Origin of the sequence: Streptomyces araujoniae (assembly GCF_050871195.1) — a bacterium.
GTDB classification, from domain to species: domain Bacteria; phylum Actinomycetota; class Actinomycetes; order Streptomycetales; family Streptomycetaceae; genus Streptomyces; species Streptomyces bacillaris.
In genome coordinates, this window is record NZ_CP194070.1 from 493825 (window position 1) to 519822 (window position 25998).

25 protein-coding genes are annotated in these 25998 nt (G+C 73.8%); 15 read left to right on the forward strand and 10 right to left on the reverse strand.

Going from position 1 to position 25998, the window contains the following annotated elements; all coding sequences use genetic code 11:
- The first annotated feature begins 114 nt into the window (after nt 1-114).
- From ACQ9ZG_RS02005 to ACQ9ZG_RS02020, 4 genes are all read left to right on the forward strand, one after another.
- Nucleotides 115-738 carry a DUF5134 domain-containing protein gene (locus tag ACQ9ZG_RS02005; protein ID WP_028418793.1) on the forward strand — a complete coding sequence of 208 codons (624 nt, stop codon included), beginning with the start codon at nt 115-117 and terminating at the stop codon, nt 736-738.
- A 97-nt stretch (nt 739-835) separates the two neighbouring features.
- Nucleotides 836-1771, forward strand: a complete 936-nt coding sequence (locus tag ACQ9ZG_RS02010) for a M56 family metallopeptidase (RefSeq protein ID WP_028418794.1) — start codon at nt 836-838, stop codon at nt 1769-1771.
- 116 nt (nt 1772-1887) lie between these two features.
- The gene (locus ACQ9ZG_RS02015) at nt 1888-2613 is read left to right on the forward strand and encodes a phosphatase PAP2 family protein (protein ID WP_109917102.1); all 726 of its coding nucleotides are present in this window, start codon (nt 1888-1890) and stop codon (nt 2611-2613) included.
- Between the two features lie 257 nt (nt 2614-2870).
- Nucleotides 2871-3050, forward strand: a complete 180-nt coding sequence (locus tag ACQ9ZG_RS02020; protein ID WP_018492407.1) for a hypothetical protein — start codon at nt 2871-2873, stop codon at nt 3048-3050.
- A 209-nt stretch (nt 3051-3259) separates the two neighbouring features.
- Here ACQ9ZG_RS02020 and ACQ9ZG_RS02025 read toward each other — a convergent pair whose 3' ends face one another.
- Nucleotides 3260-4756: an LVIVD repeat-containing protein gene (locus tag ACQ9ZG_RS02025; RefSeq protein WP_499279731.1), complete on the reverse strand. Its 1497-nt coding sequence runs from the start codon at nt 4754-4756 to the stop codon at nt 3260-3262.
- A 160-nt stretch (nt 4757-4916) separates the two neighbouring features.
- On the opposite strand from ACQ9ZG_RS02025, the gene ACQ9ZG_RS02030 reads away from it, so the two are divergent.
- The gene (locus ACQ9ZG_RS02030) at nt 4917-5609 is read left to right on the forward strand and encodes a DUF305 domain-containing protein (RefSeq protein WP_109914415.1); all 693 of its coding nucleotides are present in this window, start codon (nt 4917-4919) and stop codon (nt 5607-5609) included.
- Between the two features lie 139 nt (nt 5610-5748).
- Nucleotides 5749-7269 carry an FAD-dependent oxidoreductase gene (locus tag ACQ9ZG_RS02035; protein WP_499279732.1) on the forward strand — a complete coding sequence of 507 codons (1521 nt, stop codon included), beginning with the start codon at nt 5749-5751 and terminating at the stop codon, nt 7267-7269.
- A gap of 54 nt (nt 7270-7323) precedes the next feature.
- Here ACQ9ZG_RS02035 and ACQ9ZG_RS02040 read toward each other — a convergent pair whose 3' ends face one another.
- The 3 genes from ACQ9ZG_RS02040 to ACQ9ZG_RS02050 form a co-directional block, all read right to left on the reverse strand.
- The gene (locus ACQ9ZG_RS02040; protein ID WP_109914137.1) at nt 7324-8052 is read right to left on the reverse strand and encodes a class I SAM-dependent methyltransferase; all 729 of its coding nucleotides are present in this window, start codon (nt 8050-8052) and stop codon (nt 7324-7326) included.
- A 91-nt stretch (nt 8053-8143) separates the two neighbouring features.
- A complete protein-coding gene (locus ACQ9ZG_RS02045; RefSeq protein ID WP_499279734.1) occupies nt 8144-8611 on the reverse strand; it encodes a hypothetical protein in 468 nt (155 codons plus the stop codon).
- 98 nt (nt 8612-8709) lie between these two features.
- On the reverse strand, nt 8710-9426 hold the full coding sequence (locus ACQ9ZG_RS02050) for a cupin domain-containing protein (RefSeq protein ID WP_499279735.1): 717 nt from the start codon (nt 9424-9426) through the stop codon (nt 8710-8712).
- A gap of 287 nt (nt 9427-9713) precedes the next feature.
- On the opposite strand from ACQ9ZG_RS02050, the gene ACQ9ZG_RS02055 reads away from it, so the two are divergent.
- The 4 genes from ACQ9ZG_RS02055 (at nt 9714) to ACQ9ZG_RS02070 (ending at nt 13786) form a co-directional block, all read left to right on the forward strand.
- Nucleotides 9714-10799, forward strand: coding sequence for a WD40/YVTN/BNR-like repeat-containing protein (locus tag ACQ9ZG_RS02055; protein ID WP_084996567.1), 1086 nt, complete (start codon nt 9714-9716; stop codon nt 10797-10799).
- 75 nt (nt 10800-10874) lie between these two features.
- The gene (locus ACQ9ZG_RS02060) at nt 10875-11552 is read left to right on the forward strand and encodes a uracil-DNA glycosylase (RefSeq protein ID WP_109917359.1); all 678 of its coding nucleotides are present in this window, start codon (nt 10875-10877) and stop codon (nt 11550-11552) included.
- A complete protein-coding gene (locus ACQ9ZG_RS02065) occupies nt 11549-12721 on the forward strand; it encodes an N-acetylglucosamine kinase (RefSeq protein WP_499279736.1) in 1173 nt (390 codons plus the stop codon). The genes ACQ9ZG_RS02060 and ACQ9ZG_RS02065 overlap by 4 nt, the downstream gene beginning before the upstream one ends.
- A 141-nt stretch (nt 12722-12862) precedes the next feature.
- Nucleotides 12863-13786 (forward strand): sirohydrochlorin chelatase, encoded by a 924-nt coding sequence (locus ACQ9ZG_RS02070; protein ID WP_078507816.1) that lies wholly within the window; start codon nt 12863-12865, stop codon nt 13784-13786.
- 319 nt (nt 13787-14105) lie between these two features.
- Here the strand turns inward: ACQ9ZG_RS02070 and ACQ9ZG_RS02075 are convergent, their stop codons facing one another.
- The 3 genes from ACQ9ZG_RS02075 to ACQ9ZG_RS02085 all read right to left on the reverse strand — a co-directional run bounded on the left by ACQ9ZG_RS02075 (nt 14106) and on the right by ACQ9ZG_RS02085 (nt 17425).
- Entirely contained in the window at nt 14106-15173 is a 1068-nt protein-coding gene (locus ACQ9ZG_RS02075; RefSeq protein ID WP_109917119.1) for a lactonase family protein, read from the reverse strand.
- Nucleotides 15174-15286: 113 nt separating this feature from the next.
- Nucleotides 15287-16792 carry an FUSC family protein gene (locus ACQ9ZG_RS02080; RefSeq protein WP_499279737.1) on the reverse strand — a complete coding sequence of 502 codons (1506 nt, stop codon included), beginning with the start codon at nt 16790-16792 and terminating at the stop codon, nt 15287-15289.
- 270 nt (nt 16793-17062) lie between these two features.
- Nucleotides 17063-17425, reverse strand: a complete 363-nt coding sequence (locus tag ACQ9ZG_RS02085; protein ID WP_109917397.1) for a hypothetical protein — start codon at nt 17423-17425, stop codon at nt 17063-17065.
- Between the two features lie 189 nt (nt 17426-17614).
- Between ACQ9ZG_RS02085 and ACQ9ZG_RS02090 the strand changes: the two genes are divergently transcribed.
- The 3 genes from ACQ9ZG_RS02090 (at nt 17615) to ACQ9ZG_RS02100 (ending at nt 20339) form a co-directional block, all read left to right on the forward strand.
- Nucleotides 17615-18097 (forward strand): Lrp/AsnC family transcriptional regulator, encoded by a 483-nt coding sequence (locus ACQ9ZG_RS02090; protein ID WP_028418804.1) that lies wholly within the window; start codon nt 17615-17617, stop codon nt 18095-18097.
- Nucleotides 18098-18161: 64 nt separating this feature from the next.
- The gene (locus tag ACQ9ZG_RS02095) at nt 18162-18887 is read left to right on the forward strand and encodes an HAD family hydrolase (RefSeq protein ID WP_499279738.1); all 726 of its coding nucleotides are present in this window, start codon (nt 18162-18164) and stop codon (nt 18885-18887) included.
- A 171-nt stretch (nt 18888-19058) separates the two neighbouring features.
- Nucleotides 19059-20339: a serine/threonine-protein kinase gene (locus ACQ9ZG_RS02100; protein WP_499279739.1), complete on the forward strand. Its 1281-nt coding sequence runs from the start codon at nt 19059-19061 to the stop codon at nt 20337-20339.
- 31 nt (nt 20340-20370) lie between these two features.
- On the opposite strand, the gene ACQ9ZG_RS02105 is transcribed toward ACQ9ZG_RS02100, so the two are convergent.
- Both ACQ9ZG_RS02105 and ACQ9ZG_RS02110 read right to left on the reverse strand, forming a co-directional pair.
- Nucleotides 20371-21363, reverse strand: coding sequence for an aldo/keto reductase (locus ACQ9ZG_RS02105; RefSeq protein ID WP_099218608.1), 993 nt, complete (start codon nt 21361-21363; stop codon nt 20371-20373).
- A 134-nt stretch (nt 21364-21497) separates the two neighbouring features.
- A complete protein-coding gene (locus ACQ9ZG_RS02110; protein WP_028418808.1) occupies nt 21498-22391 on the reverse strand; it encodes a glycoside hydrolase family 16 protein in 894 nt (297 codons plus the stop codon).
- 347 nt (nt 22392-22738) lie between these two features.
- Here ACQ9ZG_RS02110 and ACQ9ZG_RS02115 point away from each other — a divergent pair, with 347 nt between their 5' ends.
- Nucleotides 22739-23326 carry a DNA polymerase ligase N-terminal domain-containing protein gene (locus ACQ9ZG_RS02115; protein WP_109916877.1) on the forward strand — a complete coding sequence of 196 codons (588 nt, stop codon included), beginning with the start codon at nt 22739-22741 and terminating at the stop codon, nt 23324-23326.
- A gap of 115 nt (nt 23327-23441) precedes the next feature.
- Nucleotides 23442-24899, forward strand: coding sequence for an FAD-dependent oxidoreductase (locus tag ACQ9ZG_RS02120; RefSeq protein ID WP_499279740.1), 1458 nt, complete (start codon nt 23442-23444; stop codon nt 24897-24899).
- Between the two features lie 34 nt (nt 24900-24933).
- Here the strand turns inward: ACQ9ZG_RS02120 and ACQ9ZG_RS02125 are convergent, their stop codons facing one another.
- Complete coding sequence (locus tag ACQ9ZG_RS02125; RefSeq protein WP_499279741.1) at nt 24934-25878, reverse strand: ion transporter; 945 nt, start codon at nt 25876-25878, stop codon at nt 24934-24936.
- Between the last annotated feature and the right edge of the window lie 120 nt (nt 25879-25998).

Consider the following 25998-nt stretch of genomic DNA (forward strand, 5'->3'; position numbering starts at 1 on the left):
GTTCGGCGGTCCGGGCCCGGGCATCGACCAGAACGGTGCCGTACGCCGCCGCGTGCGGTCGCGTGGTCGTACGGCCACCGCAGAGGGCCGGTACGTCCGAGGGGGAGGTTCGCCGTGCACGGAGGGGTCCTGGCCGGCTGGCTGATGGCGGCGCTGTGCGCGGTGAGCGGCGCCTCCTGTCTGCTGCGCGCCCGCACCGGCACCCCGCAGGAGCGCCGGACCGCGCGCAGCGAGGCGCTGATGGGCTTCGGCATGGCCGCCATGGCGCTGCCCGCGGCGGTGCTGACGCCTCCGGAGTGGGCCTGGGCGGTGTACGGGGTGGTGTTCGGCTTCGCCGCGCTGCGGGCGCTCCGGTGGGCCCGGCACGGCGGCCACCATCTGCACCACCTGGTGGGTTCGCTGGCGATGGTCTACATGGCCGTGGCGATGGCCCCGGCGGTGGCGGGCGCGGGCGGCCACGCCGGGCACGGGGCGGCCGGGGGCGGCGGCACGGGGGGCCTCCCCCTGCTGACGGGGGCGCTGCTCGTCTACTTCGCGCTGTACGTGCTGCGCTCGGCCGGGCACCTCATACCGGCGGGGACGGCCGTGGCCGGCTTCGCGGGCGGGAGCGCGGAGGGCGTCGTACGGGGCGGTGGCGGAGGCGGTCCGGGCGGCACGGCGGGCGGGGGGAGCGAGCTGACGGCGGCCTGCCGGCTGACGATGGGCCTCGCCATGTTCGCCATGCTTCTCACTCTGTGAGACAGATCGTGGGACAGAGGCCTTCCAAACCGTGGTCTACGTCACTTGCCGGGCAGAGCCGTACCCGTGGATCACCCGCCCCTCATAGGCTGACGGCATGCTGGTCTCCCTCGCGCTGCTGCTGCTCGGTGCACTGACCGCTCTGGTGACCCCGCGCCTGATGGCCCGGGCCCGGTGGCCGGAGCGGGAACCGGTGGTGGCGCTGTGGGTGTGGCAGTGCGTGGTGGCCGGGGTGCTCGTCTCGTTCGCGCTCTCCATGGTCTTCAGCGCGGCCGCCGCGTGGCAGGCGGTGCGCGGCCACGTCTTCGCCCCCGCTCCGCACGCCGTGGTCGAGGCGTACGCCCTGGCCGCGTACGGGCCCTGGTCGGCGGTGATCGCGGTGCTGCTGGCGCTGGGCGGTCTGTGGAGCGGCGCGATGCTCCTGCGCGAGATCCGGCGGGCGCGGCGGCGGCGCAAGCAGCGCCGGGCCGAACTGCTGGTCCGCGCCCCCCTGCTGCCGGGCGAGGAGCCCGGCCCCGACCGTCTGGTGGTGCTGGAGGGCGCGCGCCCGGACGCCTGGTGGCTGCCCGGCGCCGCGCCCCAGCTGGTCATCACCACGGCGGCGCTCGGCCGGCTGAAGGGCCGTCAGCTCGATGCCGTACTCGCCCATGAGCAGGGCCACGCGCAGGCCCGCCACGACTGGCTGCTGCACTGCTCGTCGGCGCTGGCCAACGGTTTCCCGCAGATCCCGGTCTTCGCCGCGTTCCGCGACGAGATGCACCGGCTGGTGGAGCTGGCCGCCGACGACGTGGCTTCGCGCCGCTTCGGCCGGCTGACGACCGCCCTCGCCCTGGTCGGGCTCAACGAGGACCGCGGGGTCTTCGGCCCCTGCCCCACCCCGCACGCCCAAGTGCCGTTGCGGGTCAACCGGTTGCTGGCCCCGGTCGACCGGCTGACGGCGGGCCGCCGACTGCGGCTGACGGCGGCGGCCGCGCTGGTCCCGGTCGTCCCGGTCGTGGTGGCCTTCGTCCCCGGCCTCCGCGCGCTGGGCTGAGAGCCGGGGACGCGGACCGGCCGACGCGGCGCCGAGCCCGCCGAACCTGCCGGACCGGCACGGAATTTCGTGCTCCGGGTTGGCCATGCGGCGGTGGCGTCCGCGAGGATCGGCCCATGGACTCCCCCCACATCACCCGGCCCGCCTCCTCCCCCCGCCCCACGGCCGCGCTGGCCGCCGGGATCACGGCCACGGCCCTGTTCGTGGCGCTGCTCGCCCTCGTGGTGGCCCAGTGGTCCCCGCTGATGACCCTGGACCGTACGGTCGCCGACGACCTGCACCGTCATGCGCTGGCCGACCCCGGACTGGTCCACGTCAACCGGGTGCTGACGGACTGGTTCTGGGACCCCTGGACGATGCGGGCGCTGGTCGCGGTGGCCGTGGTGGCCCTGTGGTGGCGCGGGGCCCGGTCGCTCGCACTGTGGGTGGCGGCGGCCAGCCTGTTCGGCTCGCTCCTCCAGCAGGGCGTGAAGGCGGCCGTGGACCGCGACCGCCCGCACTGGCCGGAGCCGGTGGACACGGCCCACTTCGCGGCCTTCCCCTCCGGGCACGCCATGACGGCCGCGGTGAGCTGCGGGCTGCTCCTGTGGCTGCTGCGGCTGTACGGGGCCGGTCCGGCGCTGTGGGCCGGTGCGGTGGCGGTGGCGGCGGTCTCGGTGGCCGGGGTGGCGGTGACGCGGCTGTATCTGGGGGTGCACTGGCTGACCGACGTGGTGGGCGGGGTGCTGCTGGGCGTCGCGGTGGTGGCGTTCGCGATCGCCGGGTACGCGTGGAGCGTGCGCCGGCGGGCGGCGGAGCCCGTGACCCTTGAAGCGTCGGTCGGCGGGAAGCGGACCGCGTGACCCTTGGAACGCGAGACGGCGGGAAGCCGAGCACGCGACCCTTGGAGCGTCAGCCGGAGGGGGGCGGAGCCTGTACCCCGTGGAGCGTGAGACGGCGGGCGGCGGTGCGCGGGGGGCGCCGAGGGCCGCCCGTAGCCCCTCCAGGGCCCGGAGTGTGACCGATATCCCGCCCCGAAACCCCGCTGTGTGAGGGATATCCCGTCCCGCGAGGGGTCGGATCATCGGATCGGGGCCGTAGCCTTGTATCCATGTCCCCGATGTCGTCGTCGTCCGTTTCCACGCGCTCCGCCACCGAAGTCAACGCGGACATCCGCGGGCTGTGGCAGCGCTCGGGCGGCTACCTGTCCCCGCAGGACGAGGCGGAGTACCAGCGTCTGCTGGTGGAGTGGGCCGCCGCGACCGGCGCCGGCGCCCGTAACGCCCGTACCGGCGTCTGAGCCCCTGACGAGCCGTATCCCGGGAGCGCGCCTGACTCCGGCGATCCCCCGCGTCGCCGGATCCAGGCGCGGCCTACAGCATGTCCCGGCCCCGGCTCATCGGTCAATGAATAATCTGCGCCGCAGGCGCGCACACGCACTGATGGGGCCGGTACACACCGGCCCCATCAGTGGTGCGTGGTCGACGGAGTACGTGCCCTGCCGTCGGATCAGCGGACGAAGTAGTCCGGCTGCGTCTGCACGTTCAGCTCGTCGAGCCTGACCCGTTCGGCCGGGTCGGTGCGCTTGTCGGTCAGCTTCAGCACGTCGAAGCCCTTGGCGATGTCGCTGGAGTAGATGTGGCCGTTGTAGTAGTACGTCGACCAGGGGCCGGCCGTGGTGACCTGGTTCAGCGTGACCGGGCCGCGCTCGAAGAAGGCGATCTCCTTCGGCTTGGACGAGTCGGTGAAGTCCCAGACGGAGATACCGCCCTGGTACCAGGCCTGGACCATGATGTCGCGGCCCTTCACCGGGATGATCGAGCCGTTGTGGGCGACGCAGACCTCGACGTCGGCCTGGTGGCGGTCGATCTTGAAGTAGCTGCGGAAGACCAGCTTGCGGTTGTCGCCCTTGCCCACGATGTCGTAGATGCCGTTGGCACCGCGCTTGGGCCCGATCTCCTCGTTGCAGGTGGCCGCGCCGCCGCCGCCGAGCTCGTCGGTGAAGACGACCTTCTTGGCGCCCTGGTTGAAGGTCGCCGAGTGCCAGAACGCGAAGTTCACGTTGTCCTGGACCCGGTCGATGATCTTCGGGCGCTCCGGGTTCTCGATGGAGAACAGGATGCCGTCACCCATGCAGGCACCGGCCGCGAGGTCCTGGGACGGCAGGACGGTGATGTCGTGGCAGCCCGAGGTCTTGGTGACGCCCGGGTTCTCCGGCGCTCCCGGGTTGCCGCCGTCCGGGAAGAGGACCGAGAAGTCCACGAGACGGGCCTTCTGCGGAGCCTTGAGCGGCACCTTGATGATGGAGATGCCGTCGTGCGGCGGCCGGCAGTCGGGGAACGCCTCGTTGGGGCCGTAGGAGGAGACGTAGATGTAGACGTTCTTCTTCTTTTTGTCCGGCACGAGGGTGTGCGTGTGCGAGCCGCAGGCGGTCTCGACGGCCGCGATGTACCGGGGGTGGCGCTTGTTGCTGATGTCGAAGATCTTCATGCCCTCCCAGGAGGACTTCTCCGTGGCGGGCTGGGTGGTGCTGGAGCAGGAGTCGTCGCTGCGCGAGGAGTCGGTGGAGAGGAACAGCAGGTTCCCCGAGACCGAGATGTCGTTCTGCGAACCGGGGCAGAGGACCTCGGAGACGGTCTTCGGTTTCTTCGGGTTGCTGATGTCGTAGATGACGAAGCCGTCGTAGTTGCCGACGTAGGCGTACTTCCCCTGGAACGCGAGGTCCGTGTTGGTGCCCTTCAGGGCGCCCTTCGGGACGTTCGTCAGGTGCTTGATGTTGGAGCTGTGGACGATCTCGTCCACGCCCGGTATGTCGCCGCCGCGGATCGCGGCGCGGGCCTCGGCCTGCTGACTGGTGGTCACGGAGCCGCGTTCGAGCGGGACGTCGCCCGGGTCGGGCGTCGCCGCCGCGGGGGCGGCCGTCAGCAGCGCGGCGAAGAGCCCGGCCGCGGCTGCCGCCACGCCCAGACGTCTGCGCCGCACGCGGGTGGTGTGCAACGAGATCACTGCGTCCTCCCTTGTATCCGTTCGGGGTTCGAACGGTTCTCGGACCCCGGCAGTATCGTCCCTCTCATGTACACATCAACAGATGGCAACAGAGACGTAATGAAGTTTTCGATCTTCACCCCCGAGGAAGCGTGCTAGGAACGGTCTGCAACACATCCACGTGGCACAGGAGGTCGCCGTGTTGATCCACCGCCCGTCCGCCCGGCCGCGCACAACCGCCCTCGCGGCTGCGGTCGTCGCCGCCGTCGTCGTGCTGGGCGGCTGCGACGGTGACGGCGACGCCGCGGCTCCGGCCGCGGGCAAGGACACAGGTCCGGGGGTGGTGGCCCCCGGCAGGCCGGGCGAACCGGCCAGGACGCTCACCGCCGAGGAGGCGGCGAAGGAGGCGAGCAGGGACACTGCGAACTCCGCCGACTTCCGCTACGCGCAGATGATGATCGAGCACCACGCCCAGGCCCTCGTGATGACCGGACTCGTCCCGGACCGGGCCTCTTCCACCTCCGTGAAGAACCTCGCCGAGCGCATATCCGCAGGCCAGAAACCGGAGATCGGCGCGATGGAAGGTTGGCTGAAAAGGAACGGTGCCGAGGACCGGAAACAGCCGGAGCACCACGACCACGGCGGAATGCCCGGTATGGCGACCGAGGCGCAGCTCAAGGAGTTGGGCGCGGCGCGGGGCAAGGCCTTCGACCGGCTCTTCCTGGAGCTGATGATCACCCACCACCAGGGGGCGATCACCATGGCCACGGAGGCGCTCTCCGAGGGGAACGACGTGTTCGTCGAGGAGATGGCGAGCGATGTCGTCGCCTCGCAGACGGTGGAGATCAACCGGATGCGTGCGCTGATGACGTGAGCGGAGGCCGCCGGTGCGGGCCTGGGACGTCGGCGCCGGTGCCGGGCGGTGCCGGTGCCGGGCGGTGCGCCGGTGGCGCGCAGTACGCGATCCGGCCGTCGGTGCGATGCTGGAAGCACCCTCCGGGAAGAGGTGCGCCGTGCTGCGAGTCGCCGTCGTCGGTTCCGGTCCCAGCGGGGTCTACACCGCCCAGGCCCTGCTGAACCAGTCGCTCGTGCCCGAGGTCCGCGTCCATGTCCTGGACCGGCTGCCCACCCCGTACGGCCTGGTGCGGTACGGGGTGGCGCCCGACCACGAGAAGATCAAGTCGCTCCAGAACAGCCTGCGCGCGGTCCTGGAGGACGAGCGGGTCACCTTCGTCGGCCATGTGCGGATCGGCGGAGCGGACGGCGTCCCTCCGGCCCGCCTCGCGGAGCTGTACCACGCGGTCGTCTACTGCGTCGGGGCCGCCGCCGACCGGCCGCTGGCGGTGCCGGGCGAGGAGCTGCCGGGGAGTTGCTCCGCCACCCGGTTCGTCTCCTGGTACAGCGCTCATCCGGACTCCGCCCCCGACGACTTCGCCCTGCGGGCCCGCTCGGCCGTGGTGATCGGGGTGGGCAACGTGGCGGTCGACGTGGCCCGGATCCTGGCGCGCGGTGCCGACGAGCTGCGCGCCACCGACGTCCCCCGGGCCGCGCTCGGGGCGCTCGCGGGCAGCCGGGTGCGCGAGGTGCACATCGTGGGGCGCCGCGGCCCCTCCCAGGCCCGGTTCACCACCAAGGAGTTGCGGGAACTGGGCGCGCTGCCCGGCGCCCGGACCGTCGTCGACCCGGCGGAGCTGGCGCGCGACCCGGCGTACGCGGCCCCGGACGGGCTGCCGCTGCCGGCGGTGGTCCGGCGGAACCTGGAGGTACTGCGCGGCTGGGCGGTACGGGGAGAGCCCGCGTCCTCCGGGACGGCGTACGGGCCGTCCGAGATGGCCTACGGGCCGTCCGAAGCCGCGTGCGGACCATCCGGTGCCGCGTGCGGACCATCCGGTGCCGCGTACGGGCCGTCCGAAGCCGCGTACGGGGCGTGCGGTGCCGCGTACGACGGCGTGCGCCGGATCCGGTTGCGGTTCTTCCTGCGCCCGGTCGAGCTGCTGGAACGCGGGGGCAGGGTGGCGGGGGTGCGGTTCGCCCGTACGGTCCCGGACGGCGCCGGGGGCGTACGGGACACGGGAACGTACGAGGACGTCGAGGCCCAGCTGGTGCTGCGGGCGGTCGGCTACCGGGGCGTGGAGCTGCCCGGGCTGCCCTTCGACCCGGTGCGCGGGACGGTGCCGCACGCGGCGGGGCGGGTGCTGCGGGACGGGGTGCCCACCCCCGGGGAGTACGTCGCCGGGTGGATCAAGCGGGGGCCGACCGGGGTGATCGGGCCGAACCGGTCCTGCGCCAGGGAGACCGTCGAATCGCTGATCGAGGACGCGCCCCTGCTGGCCCGGCGGCCCGCCGCCGACGACCCGCTGGCCGTGCTGCGGGCGTGGGGGCAGCGGCCGGTGGAGTGGGACGGCTGGCTCTCGATCGAGCGGGCGGAGGAGGCCCTGGGGCGTTCGCTGGGGCGGGGGCCGGTGAAGATCCCCGACTGGTCGGGGCTGTTGGCGGCGGCCCGGGGCGAGGAGCGCCGAGGGCCCGCCGCCTGAGGGCGCCTCAGGGCGGTGAAGGTTCCCTGAGGCGCCAGGACGAAAACCCCGGCCTCACTCGCGGGTCGCCACCACGAGGCGGGCCCGCGGGGCGCCGTCGGGGCGCTGCCCCAGGTCGGCCAGGGCCCTCAACTCCACGGTGAATCCGGCGTCGGTGAGGTCGTCGAGCACGTCGGAGAGCCGGAACGTGCGGTAGTACATGATGAACTTCGGTCGCCACACGGCGTTGCGCACCCGCATCGCCGCGTCGAAGCCGAGGAGCGACCAGTAGGCGCGTGACCCCACGGCGGGCGGGGCCCCGATCGGGAAGACGAACCGGCCGCCCGGCCGGAGCGATCCGTACACCTCCGCGAAGAGCCCGAAGCGGTCGGCGGGCAGGAAATGACCGAACGCGCCGATGCTCAGGGCGAGATCGAAGCCCGGGGCGAACGGCAGGGCCAGGGCGTCGGCCCGTACCCAGTCGACCGCCGGTCCGCCCTCCCCCGGCGGCAGCGCCGCACGGGCCTCGGCGAGCATGCCCGCGCTGAAGTCGACCCCGACCACCCGCTCCCGGCACACCTGCCGCAGCACGCCCACGCCCGCGCCGGTGCCGCAGCAGACGTCGAGGCCTGTACCGAAGGGGCCCAGCGGCTCCAACGCCCGGGTGACGCTGTCGAGTACGCGGTCCGGGGTCCGGTAGGGCGTCTGGTCGAACTTGGGGGCGAGGAGGTCGTAACCGCGCTCGGTCGACGAGAGCGCCTGGACGGCCAGTTCGCGGAGGGTGGGGCCCTGTTTGGTGAACATCGCGGCCAGCCTATCGAGGGCGTGCGCGCCCCGGAGGCCGGAGCCGCCCCCTCCCGGGGCGCGTCGGCGGGCGGACCTGCGGCCGAGCGGGTCAGCGGGTGCCGGGAAGCCGGCGCCTGAGCGTGATCGCGGTGTTGACGTCGTAACTCTGGGTCCAGGTCCGGCCCTCGGCGGACTTCCAGGTGATGTGGGCCGTGGAGCCGTCGGTCCTCGCGCCGTCCACGGTCATGGGGCGCTCCCCGTCGCGTACGTCACCGCGGCGCAGTTCGTCCGCCCGGACGGTGACGGGTTTCCCGGCGGACGCGTTCTCCGCCTCCTCGGCCGCCCGGACGAGCGCGGCGGCCAGCTCCCGGGCCGCCGCCGGGGTGCACGACCAGCGCAGCCCGCCCGGGGACGGCGACGGGAGCGACGAGGGTGCCGGCGGCGAGGTCGCCTGCGACAGCGTCACGGAGACACGGGCACCGGCCCCGGTCTCCCCCGGGGCCGGTGCGACCCCCACCGCCACCGGTACGTCGTGGTTCCCGGCGTCCGTGAACGTGAACCCGCTGCCTGCCGTCATCGTGCGCTCCCTGTCGGTGTCTGCCGCTCCAGCATCGCAGCAGCGCCGGAGATCCCCGAACCGGCCGTGACCAGGGGAATCCGGTGGCGCGGGCGGGCTCAGACCCGGTAGACGTCCAGCCGGCCGCACATCCCGAACCGTCCCCGGACCACCGGCCTCCGCTCGTGCACCCGGGCCCCGGCCAGGTGGTCCCCCTCGCCGCGCTCCAGCACGTCGAGCTGGTGGGCGGTCGCGGCGGCGGCCAGGGCGGCCCCCCGCTCCCAGCGGGTGCGCCACTCCTCGGTGCGCGGGCGGACGAGCGCGGCGGCGGCCCGGTGGAACGCGGCGAGGGGCTCCGGATCGCCCGCCTCCGCCGCGTCGCGCAGGGCGAGGAACCCCGTCACGGCGAGGTCGCGCCGGGCCCGGGCCGCCCGCTCGCGTTCGGCTTCCGCGCCGTCCTGGGGCAGGGCGGCGGCCGCGCCGTAGACCTCGGGGCCGGTGAGGAGGGCGGGCGGCAGGGTGAGGACGGCGTCCCCGGCCTCCGGCAGCCCGCTGTTCTGCATGAGCACGACGACGCGGAGCCCGCCGTCGTTGACCAGCCGGTGGATCGTGCCCGGGGTGAACCAGACGAGCGCCCCGGGCGCCAGGGGCGTCTGCCGGAAGCCGGTGGTGGTGAGGGTCTGCACGGAGCCGGTGCCGCCGATGACGACGTATCCCTCGGAGCAGGTGAGGTGCAGATGCGGGGTGCCGCCGCGCAGCCCGTCGGCGGCGGGCCAGTCGTAGACGGTCAGATGCGAGACGGCGACGGCGCCGGGCAGTCCTTCGAAGGTCACCACGGATGCTCCAGGGTCTCGGGGGCGACCAGGGGCCCGACCGGGCCACCGCAGGGCCGCGAGGCTCCGGAGCCCCTAGCTTCAGCAAGCGCTTTCTACGCGGTTGAACGCTAGGTCCGCCGCCGCACGGCGGTCAAGGGTGCCGCGTGCGGCAGGACGTTCCGGCGGGTGCGGCAGGACGTTCCGCCGGGGCGGTGACGGGCGGGCCGGGCGCGTGCGCGAGCCGCTGTCAGTGGTCGGGTGCAGACTGGCTCACATCCGGCACAACGGCGTTTCGGGAGGTCTCGACCATGACCGACGTACTGCTCACCGTGGGCACGCGCAAAGGTCTCTTCATCGGCCGCAGGCGCGCGGGGAACTGGAAGATCGAGGGCCCGCACTTCAACGCGCAGGCGGTGTATTCGGTCGCCGTCGACACCCGTGGGGACACCCCCCGCCTGCTGGCGGGCGGCGACAGCGCGCACTGGGGGCCGTCCGTCTTCCATTCCGACGATCTGGGCGAGAGCTGGGTCGAGCCCCGGCGGCCCGCGGTGAAGTTCCCCGAGTTCACCGGAGCCTCGCTGGAGCGGGTCTGGCAGTTGCAGCCGGCCGGTCCCGAGGCACCGGACGTGGTCTACGCGGGCACTGAGCCCGCCGCGCTGTTCCGCTCCGAGGACCGGGGCGAGTCGTTCGAGCTGGTCCGCCCGCTCTGGGAGCATCCGACCCGGTCGAAGTGGGTGCCGGGCGGCGGCGGGGAGGGGCTGCACACCATCCTCACCGACCGTCGGGACCCCCGCGCGGTGACGGTCGCGGTCTCGACGGCGGGGGTGTTCCGGACAAAGGACGGCGGGGAGAGCTGGGAGCCGGCGAACAAGGGCGTCTCCGCGGTCTTCCTGCCGGATCCGGACCCGGAGTTCGGCCAGTGCGTCCACAAGGTCACCCGGGACGCGGCCGACCCGGACCGGCTCTACCTCCAGAACCACTGGGGGGTGTTCCGCAGCGACGACGGGGGCGACAGCTGGAGCGACATCGGTGCGGGCCTGCCCTCCGACTTCGGGTTCGCCGCCGTGGCGCATCCTCACCGGGGCGACACCGCGTACGTCTTCCCGATCAACGCCGACGCCGACCGGGTCCCGGCGGAGCACCGCTGCCGGGTCTTCCGCACCCGTGACGCGGGGCGCACCTGGGAGCCGCTGACGGTGGGTCTGCCGGGTGGCGCGCACTACGGGACGGTGCTGCGGGACGCGCTCTGCACGGACGACGCGGACCCGGCGGGGATCTACTTCGGCAACCGCAACGGGGAGCTGTACGCGAGCGCGGACGACGGCGACAGCTGGCAGCAGCTGGCCTCGCATCTGCCGGACGTGCTCTGCGTCCGGGCGGTGACCCTGGACTGAGACCGGGCGCGGGGCGGGGGACGTCGGCCGGCGGCAGTTCATCGGAGTGGTCGTATCACCAGTAGAGTGCGGCGCGTGGCAGCACGACCGTTGAAAGAAATCATTGAGCCGGGATGGGCCGATGCCCTCGAGCCCGTGGCCGAACGCATCGCCGCCATGGGCGACTTCCTCCGTGCGGAGATCGCGGCGGGCCGTACGTATCTGCCCTCCGGGGCCAACGTACTGCGGGCGTTCCAGCAGCCGTTCGAGGAGGTGCGGGTCCTCGTCGTCGGGCAGGACCCCTACCCCACTCCCGGGCACGCGATCGGGCTGAGCTTCGCCGTGGCCCCGGATGTCCGGCCGCTGCCGGGCAGCCTGGAGAACATCTTCCGGGAGCTGAACGCGGACCTCGGCCTGCCCCGCCCGTCCAACGGTGATCTGACGCCGTGGACCAAGCAGGGGGTGCTGCTGCTCAACAGGGCGCTGACCACCGCGCCGAGGCGTCCCGCCGCCCATCGGGGCAAGGGCTGGGAAGAGGTGACCGAGCAGGCGATCAAGGCGCTGGTGGCCCGGGGCACCCCGCTGGTCTCGGTGCTGTGGGGACGCGACGCCCGCAATCTCCGCCCGCAGCTGGGCGACTTCCCGGCGATCGAGTCGGCGCACCCCTCGCCCATGTCGGCGGACCGCGGGTTCTTCGGCTCGCGGCCGTTCAGCCGGGTCAACGAACTGCTGGAGCGCCAGGGGGCGCAGCCGGTCGACTGGCGTCTTCCGTGACCGACGCCCGTCCTCCGGCGACCACCCCCGACGCGTATGTCCTGGGGGTGGACTCCGGTGGGTCGGGGCTGCGGGTGGCGCTCGGCCGGGCGGGTTCGGACGGGGCGCTGTCCACGGCCGTCTGCGCCGAGCCGGTGCGGACGGGGACCGGTGGGATCGACGCCGCCCATCTGCTGGAGCAACTGCTTCCGGTGGCGGCGGAGTTGCTGGAACGGGCGGCGGCCGGCGGCGGCCGCCCGGCGAACGGCCCTGCCGGAGAAGGGCCTACGGCGTCCGGTCCGACACGGGACGGCTCCGTGCGGGTCGCCGCGCTGGCGGTCGGGGCGGCCGGGATGGCCACCCTCGGCGGGCGGTTGCGGGCGGAGCTGCCCGGGGCGCTCTCGGCAGCGCTGGGCGTCCGCCGGCTGGCGCTGGCGGCGGACGCGGTGACGGCGTACGCGGGGGCGGTGGGCCAGCGCCCCGGGGCGGTCGTGGCGGGCGGCACGGGCATGATCGCCCTCGGTACGGACCTCGTCGAGTGGCGGCGGGCCGACGGCTGGGGTCATCTTCTGGGTGACAACGGCAGCGGTGCGTGGATCGGTCGCGCGGGGCTCGAAGCGGCGATGCGGGCCCATGACGGCCGACGCGGCGGGTCCCCCGCCCTGCTGGACCGGCTGCGGGCGGTGTTCGGCCCCGCCGAGGAGCTGCCGGGGCTGCTCTACCCTCGCTCGGACCGCCCGGCGGTGCTCGCCTCGTTCGCCCCGGAGGTGGCGGCGTGCGCCGGAGCGGACGCGATCGCGGCGGAGATTCTGCGGAGGGCGGGCGTCCATATCGCCGAAGCGGCGGCGGCCGTCTGCCCGAAGGATGGCGCCGAGGCCGACGGCGGATGCGAAGTGGCCCTGACCGGTGGCCTGTTCCGGATGGGCGAGCCCCTGATCGGCCCCGTGCGCGAGGAGCTGGCACGGCTGGTTCCGCAGGCCCGGGTGACCACCGGTACGGGCGATCCGCTGACCGGCGCACTCCGGATCGCACGCGCGCTGGCGACGGACGACCTGCGTCTGCCGCACCATCCCACGATGCTGTCCGTACAGAACACACAGAACGGAAGCGCCTCTTCCGGGTGCGCGGCGACGACGGCGCGGAACGGAGGACCCGGACCCGACGGCGTACCGGCGCACGGGGCTTCGTAGCGGGCGGCCGCCGGGGACGGACAGGGCGACAGAAACGGACACTTCACCGGTAGGCCACTCATCGGACATAAGCGGATAGTTAACGCTCGACCGGACCCTCCCCGAACAGAGGGGCAGCCAAAACCAGTAGCATGCGGCGCCATGAGCACCCCCACTGGGCCCGCTTCCGGCCTGCCTGTACGAATGCCGCGACCTCGCCAGTCCGGACGGCACCGCCGCCCGGAGCCGGTGGTCGCACCCGAGGGCGCTGCCGCGCTCGTTCTCGCCGTTCCCGGTACCCCCTCCTCGGCCACGCGCACGCTGGCCGAAGAGGTGATCAGCATCGCCCGTTCCGAGCTGCCCGGCCTCAACGCCCGGATCGGCTACCTCGACGGTGACGACGCCGAGTACCCCACGCTCTCCTCCGTTCTCGCCCACAGCGCCGCCGAACGCGTCGCCCGGTACGAGCAGGCCGTCGCCGCAGGCCGCGAGGTCGCCGAACCGACCGGTGCGGCCGCCGTCGTGGTCCCGCTGCTGGCGGGTCCGGACAGTGAGCTGATCCGGCGGATACGGCAGGCCGTGATGGACAGCGGTACGCAGGTGGAGCTGACCGACGTGCTCGGTCCGCACCCGCTGCTCGCCGAGGCCCTCCACGTACGGCTGTCGGAGGCCGGTCTCGCCCGCGCCGACCGGGCGCGGCTGTTCACGGTGGCCACCGCAGCCGACGGCATCGTGCTGGCCACGGTGGGCGGCGAGGAGGCCGTGCGGGCCGCCGGGATCACCGGCATGCTGCTGGCCGCCCGGCTCGCCGTGCCCGTGATGGCCGCCGCGCTGGACGTGGAGGGTTCGGTCGCCTCGATCGCGGAGCAGCTCCAGAACTCCGGTTCCGCGCAGCTCGCGCTGGCACCGTACCTGGTGGGCCCGGAGGTGGACCCCGGTCTGCTGGACGCCGCCGCCAAGGAGGCGGGCTGCGCGACCGCCGAGCCGCTGGGCGCCTACCCGGCGATCGGCAAGCTCGTGCTCTCGCTGTACGCCACGGCGCTCGGCATCACGCCCGCGACGCCGCAGGGCGCCCAGGCGCTCTGACCCGGGTCCACCGGCCCGGGTGCACGGAGGCGGCACGGGGACGTACGGAAGGCCGCGGTCCGGAACGGAGGAGGTCCTCCCGTTCCGGACCGCGGCCTTCCGTGCGTTCACAGGGCCCCGGAGCGGCCTTCGCAGACACGCCCCCGAAGCGGCCCCCGGCCGGCACCATCACCCCCGCCGAGCGGCGTCTTTCGAGGCACGCGCCGGACCGGCCTTCCCAGATCCGACCCCGACCGGCCTTCCCCGGTCCGGCCCCGACCGGCCTTCCAGGATCCGGGCCGGGCCGGCCTTCTCCGGTGCGCGGTGGGTGCGCCCCGGGTCAGCCGAAGACGACGCAGGAGGCCGCCGGGACCTCCACGGAGCCCGCCTGACGCGGGATGCCCGTCTCGGCGTCCACGGCGAACCAGCTGACGTTCCCGGAGCGCTCGTTGGCCGCGTACAGCCACTGGCCGCTCGGGTCGAGGGTGAGGTCGCGGGGCCAGTGGCCGCCGCAGCCGACGGTGGCCACCAGCGCGGCCTTCTCGCCGCTCTCGTCGAGGGTGAGCACCGAGATGCTGTCGTGGCCCCGGTTGGCGGTCCACAGGAAGCGCCCGTCGTGGGCGACGGCCACCTCGGACGGATAGGTGAGCGGCGAGCCGTCCTCGGAGTGGGCGGAGGGGTCGGAGTCGGGCAGCACCGGCACCTCCTCCAGCGGCTCCAGGCGGCCCGCACCGGCGTCCCAGCGGCACACGGTGAGGGTCGGGTCCAGTTCGTTGAGGACGTAGGCGTGGCGGCCCGAGGGGTGGAAGGCCAGGTGGCGGGGGCCGGTGCCCGGGCGCAGGGCGGTCTCGCCGTGCGGCTGCAGGGTGCCGGTGGCGGGGTCCAGGGCGCCGACCCGTACCGAGTCGGTGCCGAGGTCCACGCTCACCACCCAGCGGCCGGAGGGGTCGGCCAGCACCTGGTGCGCGTGCGGCCCCTCCTGGCGCTCGCTGTCGGGTCCGCTGCCCTCGTGCCGGACGACCGAGGAGACCGGGCCGAGGGAGCCGTCGGGGAGGACGGGCAGGACGGTGACGCTGCCGGAGCCGTAGTTGGCGGTGAGCAGGTGGTCCGCGGCGAGGGCGAGGTGGGTGGGACCGTCGGCGTCGACCGGGCGTACGGGGCCGAGGAGGGCCGGTGCGTCGCCGCTGACGTCGAAGGCGGCCGCCGACCCGGGGGCGCTCTCGCCGACCGCGTAGAGGACCGCTCCGCCCGGCGCGAGGGCGAGGAACGAGGGGTCGGGGACGGCGTCCGACGAGCCGAGCACGGTGAGCGCCCCGGTGTCGCGGTCGACCTCCGCGACGGTGACGCCGAGGCCGCCCGCCGAGGTGAACGACCCCATGAATGCCCGCCCGGTGCTGCTGCCGCCCATCGCACTACCCCACTTCACCGTCGCCGTGATCTCCAGGCCGACGGTAGCAGGCGGCCCTCTCAGGTCTGGACCAATCTCGCGGGATGGCCGGGCGGCAGCCGGAGCGTGCGGCCTCAGGCCGCGATCGGGGCCCGGGGCGAGCTGTGCAGGGGTGCGGCGAGGTCGCCCAGGGCGCGCTCCAGGCCGTGCAGGTGGGCCAGGGCGGGGTGGTCCGCGGCGGCGGGCTGCACCGCGGCGCGCTCGGCCTCCCGCGCCTGGCGGTTCTCCTGGCGCAGCAGTTCCTCCACCGCATCCTCGACCCGGGAGCAGGCGGCCGAGAGCCGGGCGTCGTGCGAGGCGGCCGGGTCGGCGGCGATGGAGGCGAGCCCGCGCACCTCCCGTACGCAGTCGTCCAGCAGGGCCAGCACCTGGCGCGCCCGCGCCTTGCGGGCCTTCAGCGGGCTGAGGGGGTGCACCAGCGGGGCGAGGGAGAGCCGGACCCGGCCGAGGAGCACGTCGAGTTCCGCGACGCGCGGCGCCGGGTCGGCGCCCAGGGACCCGGCGAGGCGTTCGGCGGCCTCGGCCGTGCAGGCGTGGACGCACCGCAGGGCCTTGCGGATCCACGCGTCGGTGACGGCGTGGGTCGTGACGGGCAGGACCAGCAGCACGGCGAGGACGGCCCCGAGCGCGCCGACGGCGGTCTCCGCGACCCGCAGCCAGAGCAGGGAGGCGTCCAGGACGCCCAGGACCCCGTAGAGCACGCCGACCATGACGGTGACGAAGAACATCATCCAGCTGTACGAGACCGCGGCCGTGTAGAAGATCCCGAAGACGCAGACCGCGACGATGGCGGCGGTCGGCGCCCCGGCGCCCTCCAGCGGGATGGCGACGAGGAACCCGGCCGCGATGCCGATCACGGTGCCCAGTACCCGGCGGAAGCCGCGTACGAGGGTCTCGCCGCGCGAGGTGGTGTTGACGAACACCCACCAGGTGGCGCCGACGGCCCAGTACCAGCGCTGGTCGGAGAGGACCTGCCCCAGGCCCAGCGCGAAGGCGCCGCCCAGGGTGGCCTGCACCGCCTGCCGGGTGGTGATCCGGGCCAGCCCCCGGCCCTCCGGGGGCGCGGGGACGGCCACGGCGGGCAGCCGCCGCTCGTAGCACCACAGGCCGAAGCGGACGGCGGAGGCGGCGGCCAGGGAGAGCAGGACGGCGGCGTACAGCTCGGGCAGCTGCCCCGGCACCGTGTGCAGGAACTGGGCGGCGAAGAAGGTCATGAACGCGAAGACGCCCAGCGCGTGGCCGCGCGGACCCCACCGCCGGGCGTAGACGCCCGCTCCCATGACCGCGAGGAAGACCAGGTCACGGGCGAGCGGCTGGTCGTGCAGCACGGCGGCCACGGCGAGGACGGGGAGCCCGGCGGCCGGGAGCAGCGCGGTCGTGATGGCCTGCTGCCGCACGGTGGCGTCGGTGACCGTGAAGAGGGCGAGCAGCGCCGCGAGACCACCGGTGATGGCCGCGACGAGCGAGTGCCCGACCAGCCCGCACAGCGCGACCGCGAGTCCGACCCCGACGACGGCGCGGCTCGCGAACCGCAGCCGCACCCGCCCCGGGTCCGGCGCGACGAAGACCCTCTTCAGCACTCTGCTCCCCTTCCGCGTCCCCGGTGGCCGGTGCCCCGGGTGGTCCGCGCGCTCGGCATGAAAAAGGCGCCGCGGAAGTCCGCAGCGCCATCGACACCATCATCAGAGCATCCTGGGGGCCCTTGGATCAAACGAGGGCGAAAGGGGTGGGCCAATGGTCCATTCACCGCCTTGACACGTCGGCCGGGAGGGTGCCAACGGACCAGCGCGGAGAGGAGGCGGGCCCGAGGACCGGGCGTCGCACGGCAGGCGGCAGTCCGACGACAGGCCCTAGCGGACCGCGCCCATGACGAGGAAGGCGGAGACGGCGACGGGAACGGCGAGCGCCAGGGCCTCGGCCGTCCGGAGCGTCCGGCGCAGCAGCCGCACCAGCGCCACCAGGGCGAGCATTCCCCACACCGCGTTGATGAGCAGGAGGACCGGGCGCAGGTTCCCCTGGGCCAGGCCGCCGGCGACCGAGCCGGCCAGCGCGGCGAGGGCCGTCACCCCCGTGGCCGCCCATCCCAGCGGGAGAAGGCCACGCTCTCCGGCCGCCGGCGCGCCGCGCTTCCGTGCCGTCTGGTCTCGGATCCCGGCGACGGCCATCAGGACCGCGCTCAGGGCGGGCAGAAGTACGGGGACGAACGTGGGCATCTGGGCCGGACCCTCACTTCTCACCGGCCGCGCCCCGGGTCTTCCCCGGCGCACGGCTCCACCGGCTCGGCAGCATAGCCGTACGCGTTCGACGGCCGAACGGCCGGACGGTCACGTCGACCGGCCTTCGAGTGGGCCATCGGTACAGTCGGAGCCGTATCGTCCGGACCGGAAGGAGGCCGACGGACCATGGCCGTGGACGCGCTCGACACCCGGATCCTGCGGCTGCTGATCGAGCAGCCGCGCACCAGCGTGCGGGAGTACGCCCGCATCCTCGGGGTGGCCCGGGGCACGCTGCAGGCCCGGCTGGACCGGCTGGAGCGGGACGGGGTCATCACCGGTACCGGGCCCACCGTCTCCCCCGCCGCCCTCGGCCACCCCGTCCTCGCCTTCGTCCACCTGGAGGTCACCCAGGGGCACCTGGTGGAGGTCGGGGACGCGCTGGCGGCCGTCCCCGAGATCATCGAGGCCTTCTCGACCACGGGCGGCGGGGATCTGCTCACGCGGGTCGTGGCCCGGGACAACGGGCACCTGGAGGACGTCATCCAGCGGCTGATCCAGCTCCCGGGCGTCGTCCGGACCCGTACGGACGTGGCCCTGCGCGAGCGGGTGGCGCACCGGGTGCTGCCGCTGGTCGAGTCCGTCGGCCGGGCGGCGGGCGGGCAGGGGTGAGGCTCCGGGCGGGGCCGCGTCGCCCCCGCCCGGCCCGAGACACCCCCTGCGGCATGCTGGGGCCATGACCTCACACCCCGGCCCCCAGGTGATCTTCGACCTCGACGGAACGCTGGTGGACAGCGAGCCGAACTACTACGAGGCCGGTCGGCGGCTGCTCGCCCGGTACGGGGTGACCGGCTTCGGCTGGGAGGACCACACCCGGTTCATCGGCATCGGCACCCGGGAGACCTTGGAGACCCTGCGTTCCGAGTACGGGATCGACGCCTCGGTGGACGAACTGCTCGCCGGGAAGAACGCGCTCTATCTGGAGCTGGCCGGGGCCTCCACCGAGGTGTTCGGGCAGATGCGGGTCTTCGTGGAGCGGCTGCACGCCGCCGGGGTGCCGATGGCGGTCGCCTCCGGCTCCTCCCGGGCCGCGATCGGGGCGGTGCTCTCGGTCACCGGGCTCGACGCGTACATCCCGCTGTACGTCTCCGCCGAGGAGGTCGCGCACGGGAAGCCGGAGCCCGACGTGTTCCTGGAGGCGGCCCGGCGGATGGGGGCGGAGCCGGCCGACTGCGTGGTGCTGGAGGACGCGCCGCCGGGGGCCGCCGCCGCGCGTGCGGCGGGGATGCGGTGCATCGCCGTCCCGTACGTGCCCGCGACCGCCTCCGACCCGGCGTTCGCGACCGCGGATCTGCTGTTCGCCCAGGGGCAGTCGGCGTTCACGGCAGAGGCCGCGTTCGGCTGGCTGCTGGGCGGCGCGGGGGAACCCGTCCGGCCGAGCGGACCGGGCGCGGGGACCTGAACGTGCCGGGGCGTCAGCTGTCGTCCGAGGCTGGGCCGTCGGGACATCGACGGCTCCGCGGACCGATATCCTGATCATGTCGTTCACTCCGCCGTGCAGGGCCCCTCGGGGCAGGTCGCCGCGCGGTGGGCAGGCAGTCGGAGCGGGCCACGATTCGAGTTAGGTGAACAGGTGCTGGTAGCTGGTCGGTACCGGTTGGTATCCCCCATCGGCCGGGGCGGCATGGGCGAGGTCTGGCGCGCGGCGGACGAGGTGCTGGGCCGTGCCGTGGCCGTGAAGCTGCTGCTGGGGGACCAGGCCGACGCGTCGGCGACCGCCCGGTTCCGGTTGGAGGCCCAGACCGCCGCCCGGCTCAGCCACCCTCATCTGGTGGCCGTCTTCGACTTCGGGGCCTGGGAGGACCGGTTCTTCCTGGTGATGGAGCTGGTGGAGGGGCAGAGCCTCGGTGATCTGCTGGCCGCCCAGGAGCGGGTCCACCCCGAGCAGGTCGCGCGGATCGCGGGCGAGGCGGCGGCCGGGCTCGCCGCCGCGCACCGGCAGGGCATCGTCCACCGGGACATCAAGCCGGGCAACCTGATGCTGGACGCGGACGGTTCGGTGAAGATCGGCGACTTCGGCATCGCCCAGTTCGTCGACGACCCCTCGACCGCGCTGACGACGGCCGGTCACATCGTGGGCACCAGCCTCTACCTGGCGCCCGAGCGGGCCCTGGGGCGTACGGCGGACTCCGCGTCCGACATGTACTCCCTGGGCTGTGTCATCTACCAACTGCTGCTCGGGAAGCCGCCGTTCACGTCCGACACCGCGACCGCCACGCTGTATCAGCATGTCGACACCCCGCCGGTCCCGCTGCGGCAGCGCGGGGTGGACATATCGGCCGCCTTCGACACGTATCTGCTCGGTCTGCTGGCCAAGAAGCCCGAGGAGCGGCCCACTGCGCAGCAGGTCTCCGACTGGTTCCGCACCGACGCGTGGCGCGGCCGCGCCGAGCCCCTCCCGGCGCCGAAGCCCGCCTCACGCCGGGCCCCCTCCCCCACCCGTTCCACCGCCCCGGCCCGCGTGTCTCCGGCGGCCGCGCCACCCGCCCCCGCGGGCCCCTCGACCTACCGGCTGCCGCAGCCCACGGGGCGCAGGCGCAGCACCGCGTCCCGGTCGGCCCCGGCCCGCCGGCGCTCCACGCGGGAGGCGATCCGGCGGCGGCCGAGGGTGGCCAGCGCCATCGCCGGTACGGCGACGTTCCTGGCGGCGGTCTATCTGGGGATGGTCCTGTTCTCTCCGGACTCCAGCTCCGCCGACACCCCCTCCCCCGCGCCGTCCGGTCCGGCCTCACAGGGCGTCCAGGACGGACAGGGCGGACAGGACGGCGGGGACGACCGGAGCGGTGGGCAGGGGGAGCAGGACCACGGGCGGCCGGACTCGCACGAGCGGGAGGACGACGAGCGGGACGACTGAGCCCCGCCCGCCCCTCCGCCGTCGGCCCGGGTCACCAGCGGTCGTGGACCTCCGGGCGGATCGACCGGTCGTACAGCTCCCGTACGGCGTCCAGCGTGGACTGCGGCAGCGGCGGCAGAGCGGCGGCGGCCGCGTTGGCACGGGCCTGTTCCACCGAGCGCGCGCCGGGGATCACGCTGGTGACGCCGGGCTGCTGGATGATCCAGCGCAGCGCGGTCTGCGCGGGGGTGGCGCCCTCGGGGGCCAGTGCGGCGAACTCGGCCGCGGCGGCGACACCGGTCGCGTAGTCGATGCCGGAGAACGTCTCGCCCTGGTCGAACGCCTCGCCGTGGCGGTTGTACGTACGGTGGTCGTCGGGGCCGAAGACCGTGTCCTTCGTGTACTTCCCGGAGAGCAGCCCGGAGGCGAGCGGGACGCGGGCGATGATGCCGACGCCCGCCGCGACGGCCGCCGGAAGGACTTCGTCCAGGGGCTTGAGGCGGAACGGGTTGAGGATGATCTGCACGCTCGCGACGCCGGGGCGGGCGATGGCGGTCAGCGCCTCGGCGCAGGTCTCGACGCTCACGGCGTAGGCGGCGATCCGCCGCTCCTCGACCAGGGTGTCCAGGGCGTCGTAGACGGCGTCGGTGGAGTAGACGCTGCTGGGCGGGCAGTGCAGCTGTACGAGGTCGAGGGTGTCGGTGCCGAGGTTGGCGCGGGAACGGTCGTTCCAGGTACGGAAGTTGTCCAGGACGTAGTTCTCCGGCACCTGGTCGGCGCGGCGGCCCATCTTGGTGGCGACGAAGACGTCCGCGTCGGGGCGGTTCTTGAGGTAGCGGCCGATGAGCTGTTCGCTGCGGCCGTCTCCGTAGACGTCCGCGGTGTCGAAGAAGGTGACGCCGGAGTCGACGGCCGCGTCGAGGACGTCGAAGGCGTCGCTCTCCTCGACCTCTCCCCAGTCACCGCCGAGCTGCCAGGTGCCCTGTCCGACGACCGAGACGTCACGGCCGGTCCTGCCGAGTGTGCGCTGTTCCATGGGGATCATGCTATTCCGCTTCTTCCGTCGGGGGCTTCTGCCGGGGGCCTCCGTCCGGGGTGGGTGGGCGGCGGCAGGAGCACCTCTGCCGCCGTCCACCGTTCGGGGCCGCCCGGGACGGGTGCCGGCCGGGCGGGCGCGCGTCAGTCGTTCGTCGTCACGCGGACGTAGTCGATGACGAGTTGCGACGGGAAGGGGGTGGAGCCGTCGGGGTCGCCGGGCCAGAAGCCGCCGACCGCGAGGTTGAGGATGAGGAAGAAGGGCTTGTTGAACACCCACTCCTTGCCGCCCAGGTCGGCGGGGGTGCGCCGCTGGAATACGTTGCCGTCGACGGACCAGGTGATGGAGTCGGGCGCCCAGTCGACGGCGAAGGTGTGGAAGTCGTCGGCGAACGCGGCGCCGCCGGGCAGGGTGTACCCGGCGCCGATTCCCTCGGCGCCCGAGTAGCCGGGGCCGTGCAGGGTGCCATGGACGGTGCCGGGTTCGAAGCCGACGTTCTCCATGATGTCGATCTCGCCGCTCTGCGGCCAGCCGACGTTGCCGAAGTCGTCGCCCAGCATCCAGAACGCGGGCCACATGCCCTGGCCGCGCGGGACCTTGATGCGGGCCTCGACGTGTCCGTAGGCCGCGGAGAACTTGCCCGCCGTGTTGAGCCGGGCCGAGGTGTACTCGCAGGTGCCGTACCAGCACTGGTAGTTGCCGGGGTTCTCCTTGCGGGCGGTGATCACCAGGTTGCCCTGGCCGTCGAGGGCGGCGTTGCTGTTGCCCCCGGTGTAGTACTGCCGCTCGTGGTTGTTGACGTTGTCGCCGGTCTCCAGCTGCCACTTGGACCCGTCGACCGCCGAGCCGGCCGGGCCGTCGAACTCGTCGGCGAAGACCACGGCCGCCGGCGCGGGAGCCGGGGCGGGGGCGGCGGAGGCGCCGCCGGGCAGGGTGGCGAGGAGGGCGGAGCAGCAGAGCAGGGAGGCCGCGTAGAGGGCGGTGCGGCGGCGCCGGGAGTGCGTGCGGGCAGGGAGGTGCGAACGGTGCATGGTCATCACATCGCTCCGTGGGGGGAGTGGGGGGACGTGTGGGTGGGGCGTGGGGAGACGAGCAGGAAGTCATGCGCATGACAGGTTGACGCCGAGAGGTGAACGATTGGGGCGAACGCCTCGGGCGCATATTTCACTTCTTGATTTAAGGGAGTGCCGCAGGAACCGTCAATAACCTGGTCCGGACCGGAATGCGAACGGACCGTGTCATGGGCATATGCACCTGAAGGCGGGCGGGCCCGCCGTGCGCTTCCCTCGGGGCGGCGGCAGAGTGGAGATACCGGCCCGGCCGCACGGCTGAGCTGCACCGGACAGCCCGGCGGGACCGCCGGTGCGGGCGGAGGGAGCACGGCATGCGGAACGACGGCGTACCCGGGCCCCGGCCCGACGGCGCACCGCACCCCTGTTTCGTCGTGCAGATCCACGACGCGCGGCGCCTGCACTTCGACTTCCGCCTGGAGGTCGACGGCGTACTCAAGTCCTGGGCGGTCCCCCGCGGCCCGTCGGAGAACCCGAGCGACCGGCGGCTTGCCGTGGCGACGGAGGACCACCCGCTGGAGTACCGCGAGTTCGAGGGGGTCATCCCGCAGGGCGAGTCGGGCAGCGGCACGGTGATCGTCTGGGACCAGGGCACCTACGAGCCGCTCGGCCACGACCAGCGGGGCGGGGCGCTCCCCTTCGCGGAGTCGCTGGCCCTCGGCCATGCCACGTTCCGGCTCCACGGCTCCAAGCTGCACGGCGAGTTCGCGCTCACCCGCTTCCGGGTGGGCGACGAGCCGGAGAGCGGCGGCCGGGAGGCGTGGCTGCTGATCAAGGCCGCCGACCGGCTCGCCGTGCGGGACAGGCCCGGCTCACCGGACCCGTACCACGCCCGCTCCGCCCGTACGGGACGCACCCTGCACCAGGTCGCACTGGCGGCGGCACGGGGCGACGGCGGCTGAGGGGGTACACGACGGGGGCGAGGCCTGGTTCCGTCGCGGCCCCTCCTGGCCGATGATGATGTTGCCCGGGGCAGGCACCCCCGGCAGGCACCGGCCGTCCGTGGGAGGGGTTGTGATGCGGGAGTTGTCACCGGAACCGGCAGCGGCGGGCGGGACGGCCGGGAGAGCGGGGGAGGACGCCCAGGTCATCGTGGTGGGGGCGGGACCGGCCGGATCGTCGGCCGCGTACCACCTGGCGCGCGCGGGCGTGGACGTGATCCTGCTGGAGAAGGCCCGCTTCCCCCGCGAGAAGGTGTGCGGCGACGGCCTCACCCCGCGCGCGGTGCACCAGCTCATCCGGATGGGCGTCGACATCTCGGCGCCCGGCTGGGTCCGTTCGCGCGGGATGCGCTGGGTGGCCGGGGAGCACCGGGTGCACATCGACTGGCCCGCGCTCGGCCGTTACCCGGACTTCGGGCTCTCGCGCAGCCGCCACGACTTCGACGACATCCTGGCGCGCCACGCGGTGGCGGCCGGGGCCCGGCTCTTCAGCGGCTGGAAGGCGGAGGCGCCGCTGACGGACCGGGCGGGCCGGGTCACGGGGGTCGCCGCACGCTCGGGCTCACCGGACACGCCGGGCTCGCCGCATGCCCCGGGCTCACCGGACGCCCCCGGCCCGTCCGGTCCCCGCACGCAGGCGGGCACCGGCGCCACAGCCTCCTCCCGTACGCCCGTCGACTTCCGCGCCCCGGTCGTCATCGCCGCCGACGGGGCCTCCGCCCGGCTCGCCCTGGCGCTGGGGCTCGAACGGGACCCCCGGCGGCAGATCGCCACCGCGGCCCGCCGCTACTACCACAGCCCGGAACGCTCCCAGGAGGAGTACCTGGAACTCTGGGCCGATCTGCGCTTCCCCGACCACGGCCCCTACCTCCCCGGTTACGGCTGGATCTTCCCGATGGGCGACGGACGGGTCAACGTCGGGCTCGGCGCGCTCCCCCACCGCCGGCACGGCAAGGCGGACCTGCGGGCCACCCTCGACCAGTGGCTGGCCCGGACGCCCGAGGAGTGGGGGCTGCGCGAGGAGAACGCGCAGGGCCCGGTCCGCAGCGCCGCCCTGCCCCTCGGCTTCAACCGCCATCCGCTCTACGCGCGCGGGCTGTTGCTGGTCGGGGACTCCGGCGGCATGGTCAGCCCGTGGAACGGCGAGGGCATCGCCCAGGCGCTGGAGGCCGGTGAGGTCGCCGCCGAGGCCGCCGCGCTCGCCCTGGCCCACCCGGAGGGCCCACGCCGCGAACAGGTGCTGCGCGGCTACCCGGTGGAGATGCACCACCGCTGGGGCCGCCACTACCGCCTGGGCAACGCGGCCGCCGACATGGTCTTCAGCCGCTCGGGGTTCCAGCCGGTGCTCAACCGGTACGTCATGAACTCCCCGTTCCTCCTGAACACCCTGGCCCGTCTTCTCACCGACCTCACGGACAAGCCCTCGCGCGATGTGATCGACCACGTCCTCAACACCGCGTTCCGCGTCGTCCCCGCCCCGAGGCCCCAACGCGCGCCCGGCCGCCGGCTCGGGCGGGGGAGAACGGTTCGGTGACGTGCCGCCGGTAGGCGATCCGTACCGGAGCGGGTCAGCCTCCGGACGCCACCGTACGGGCGGCGCCCGTGGGCCGGTCCGGGGGCCCGGTCCCGGGTGCGGCGTCGGCCAGGGCCCGTTCGAGGTCGTCCAGGGCGCGGCGGGCCACCTCGACGCGGGCGCGGAGCAGGACGGGATCGCCGGTGTACGAGGGCTGCGCCCCGTCGGCCGGGAACTCCGCGGGCCGGGCCGCCTCCTCGTCCGCCTCCATGGAGCGGGCCTCGTCCAGGGAGGTGATCACCACCCCGATCAACACGTTCACCAGCACGAACGAGGCGAGCAGGACGTACGAGGCGTAGTAGAGGATGCTCCACCGGGAGATCTCCAGGCCCGCGCGCACGGCGTCACCGAGACCGTCCAGGGTCATCAGCAGGAAGAGGGTCAGGACCGCGCGGCCGAGCGAGCCGAAGTGTTCCGGGTCCTCGGCCGAGAAGCAGATCCAGCCGACCATGGCGTAGAGGTAGAGCAGCAGACCCCCGACGAGCAGGAAGCCGGCGGTGCCCGGCAGGCTCCGGCCGACGGCGACCAGGATGATCCGCAGTTGCGGCAGGAAGCGGGCGGCGCGCAGGACGCGGGCGAGGCGCAGCAGCCGGAGCACGGTGGCGTTCTCGCGGATGACCGGCAGGAACGCGGCGAGGACCACGACGAGGTCGAAGACGTTCCACGGGTCGCGGAAGAAGCCCTTGGGGCGGTCGGCGTGGGCTCCGGCGCGCAGCAGGATCTCCACGGTGAACGCGGCGAGGAAGGCGTATTCCGTGGTGCGTAAGCCCAGTCGCCAGCGGTCGCCGAGGCCGCTGTAGGTCTCGACGCCCAGGACCGCCGCGTTGGCGAGGATGAGGGCGAAGACGAGGACGGCGAACCAGCGGGCCTCGGTGATCTCCCGGCAGCGTCCGGCCAACGCCTGCCGGCGGCGCGGCGTCCGCGCCGTACGGTCCGTCATCCTGCTTCCCCGGGTCGTCCGAGGCCCGCCGAACACGGCTGGCCTGAAAGGCGGTTGTACGGGGAGCCTGATCACAGAACCCGTGAGCGGATACTCTACAGGCCTGTAGATTCGGCTAGG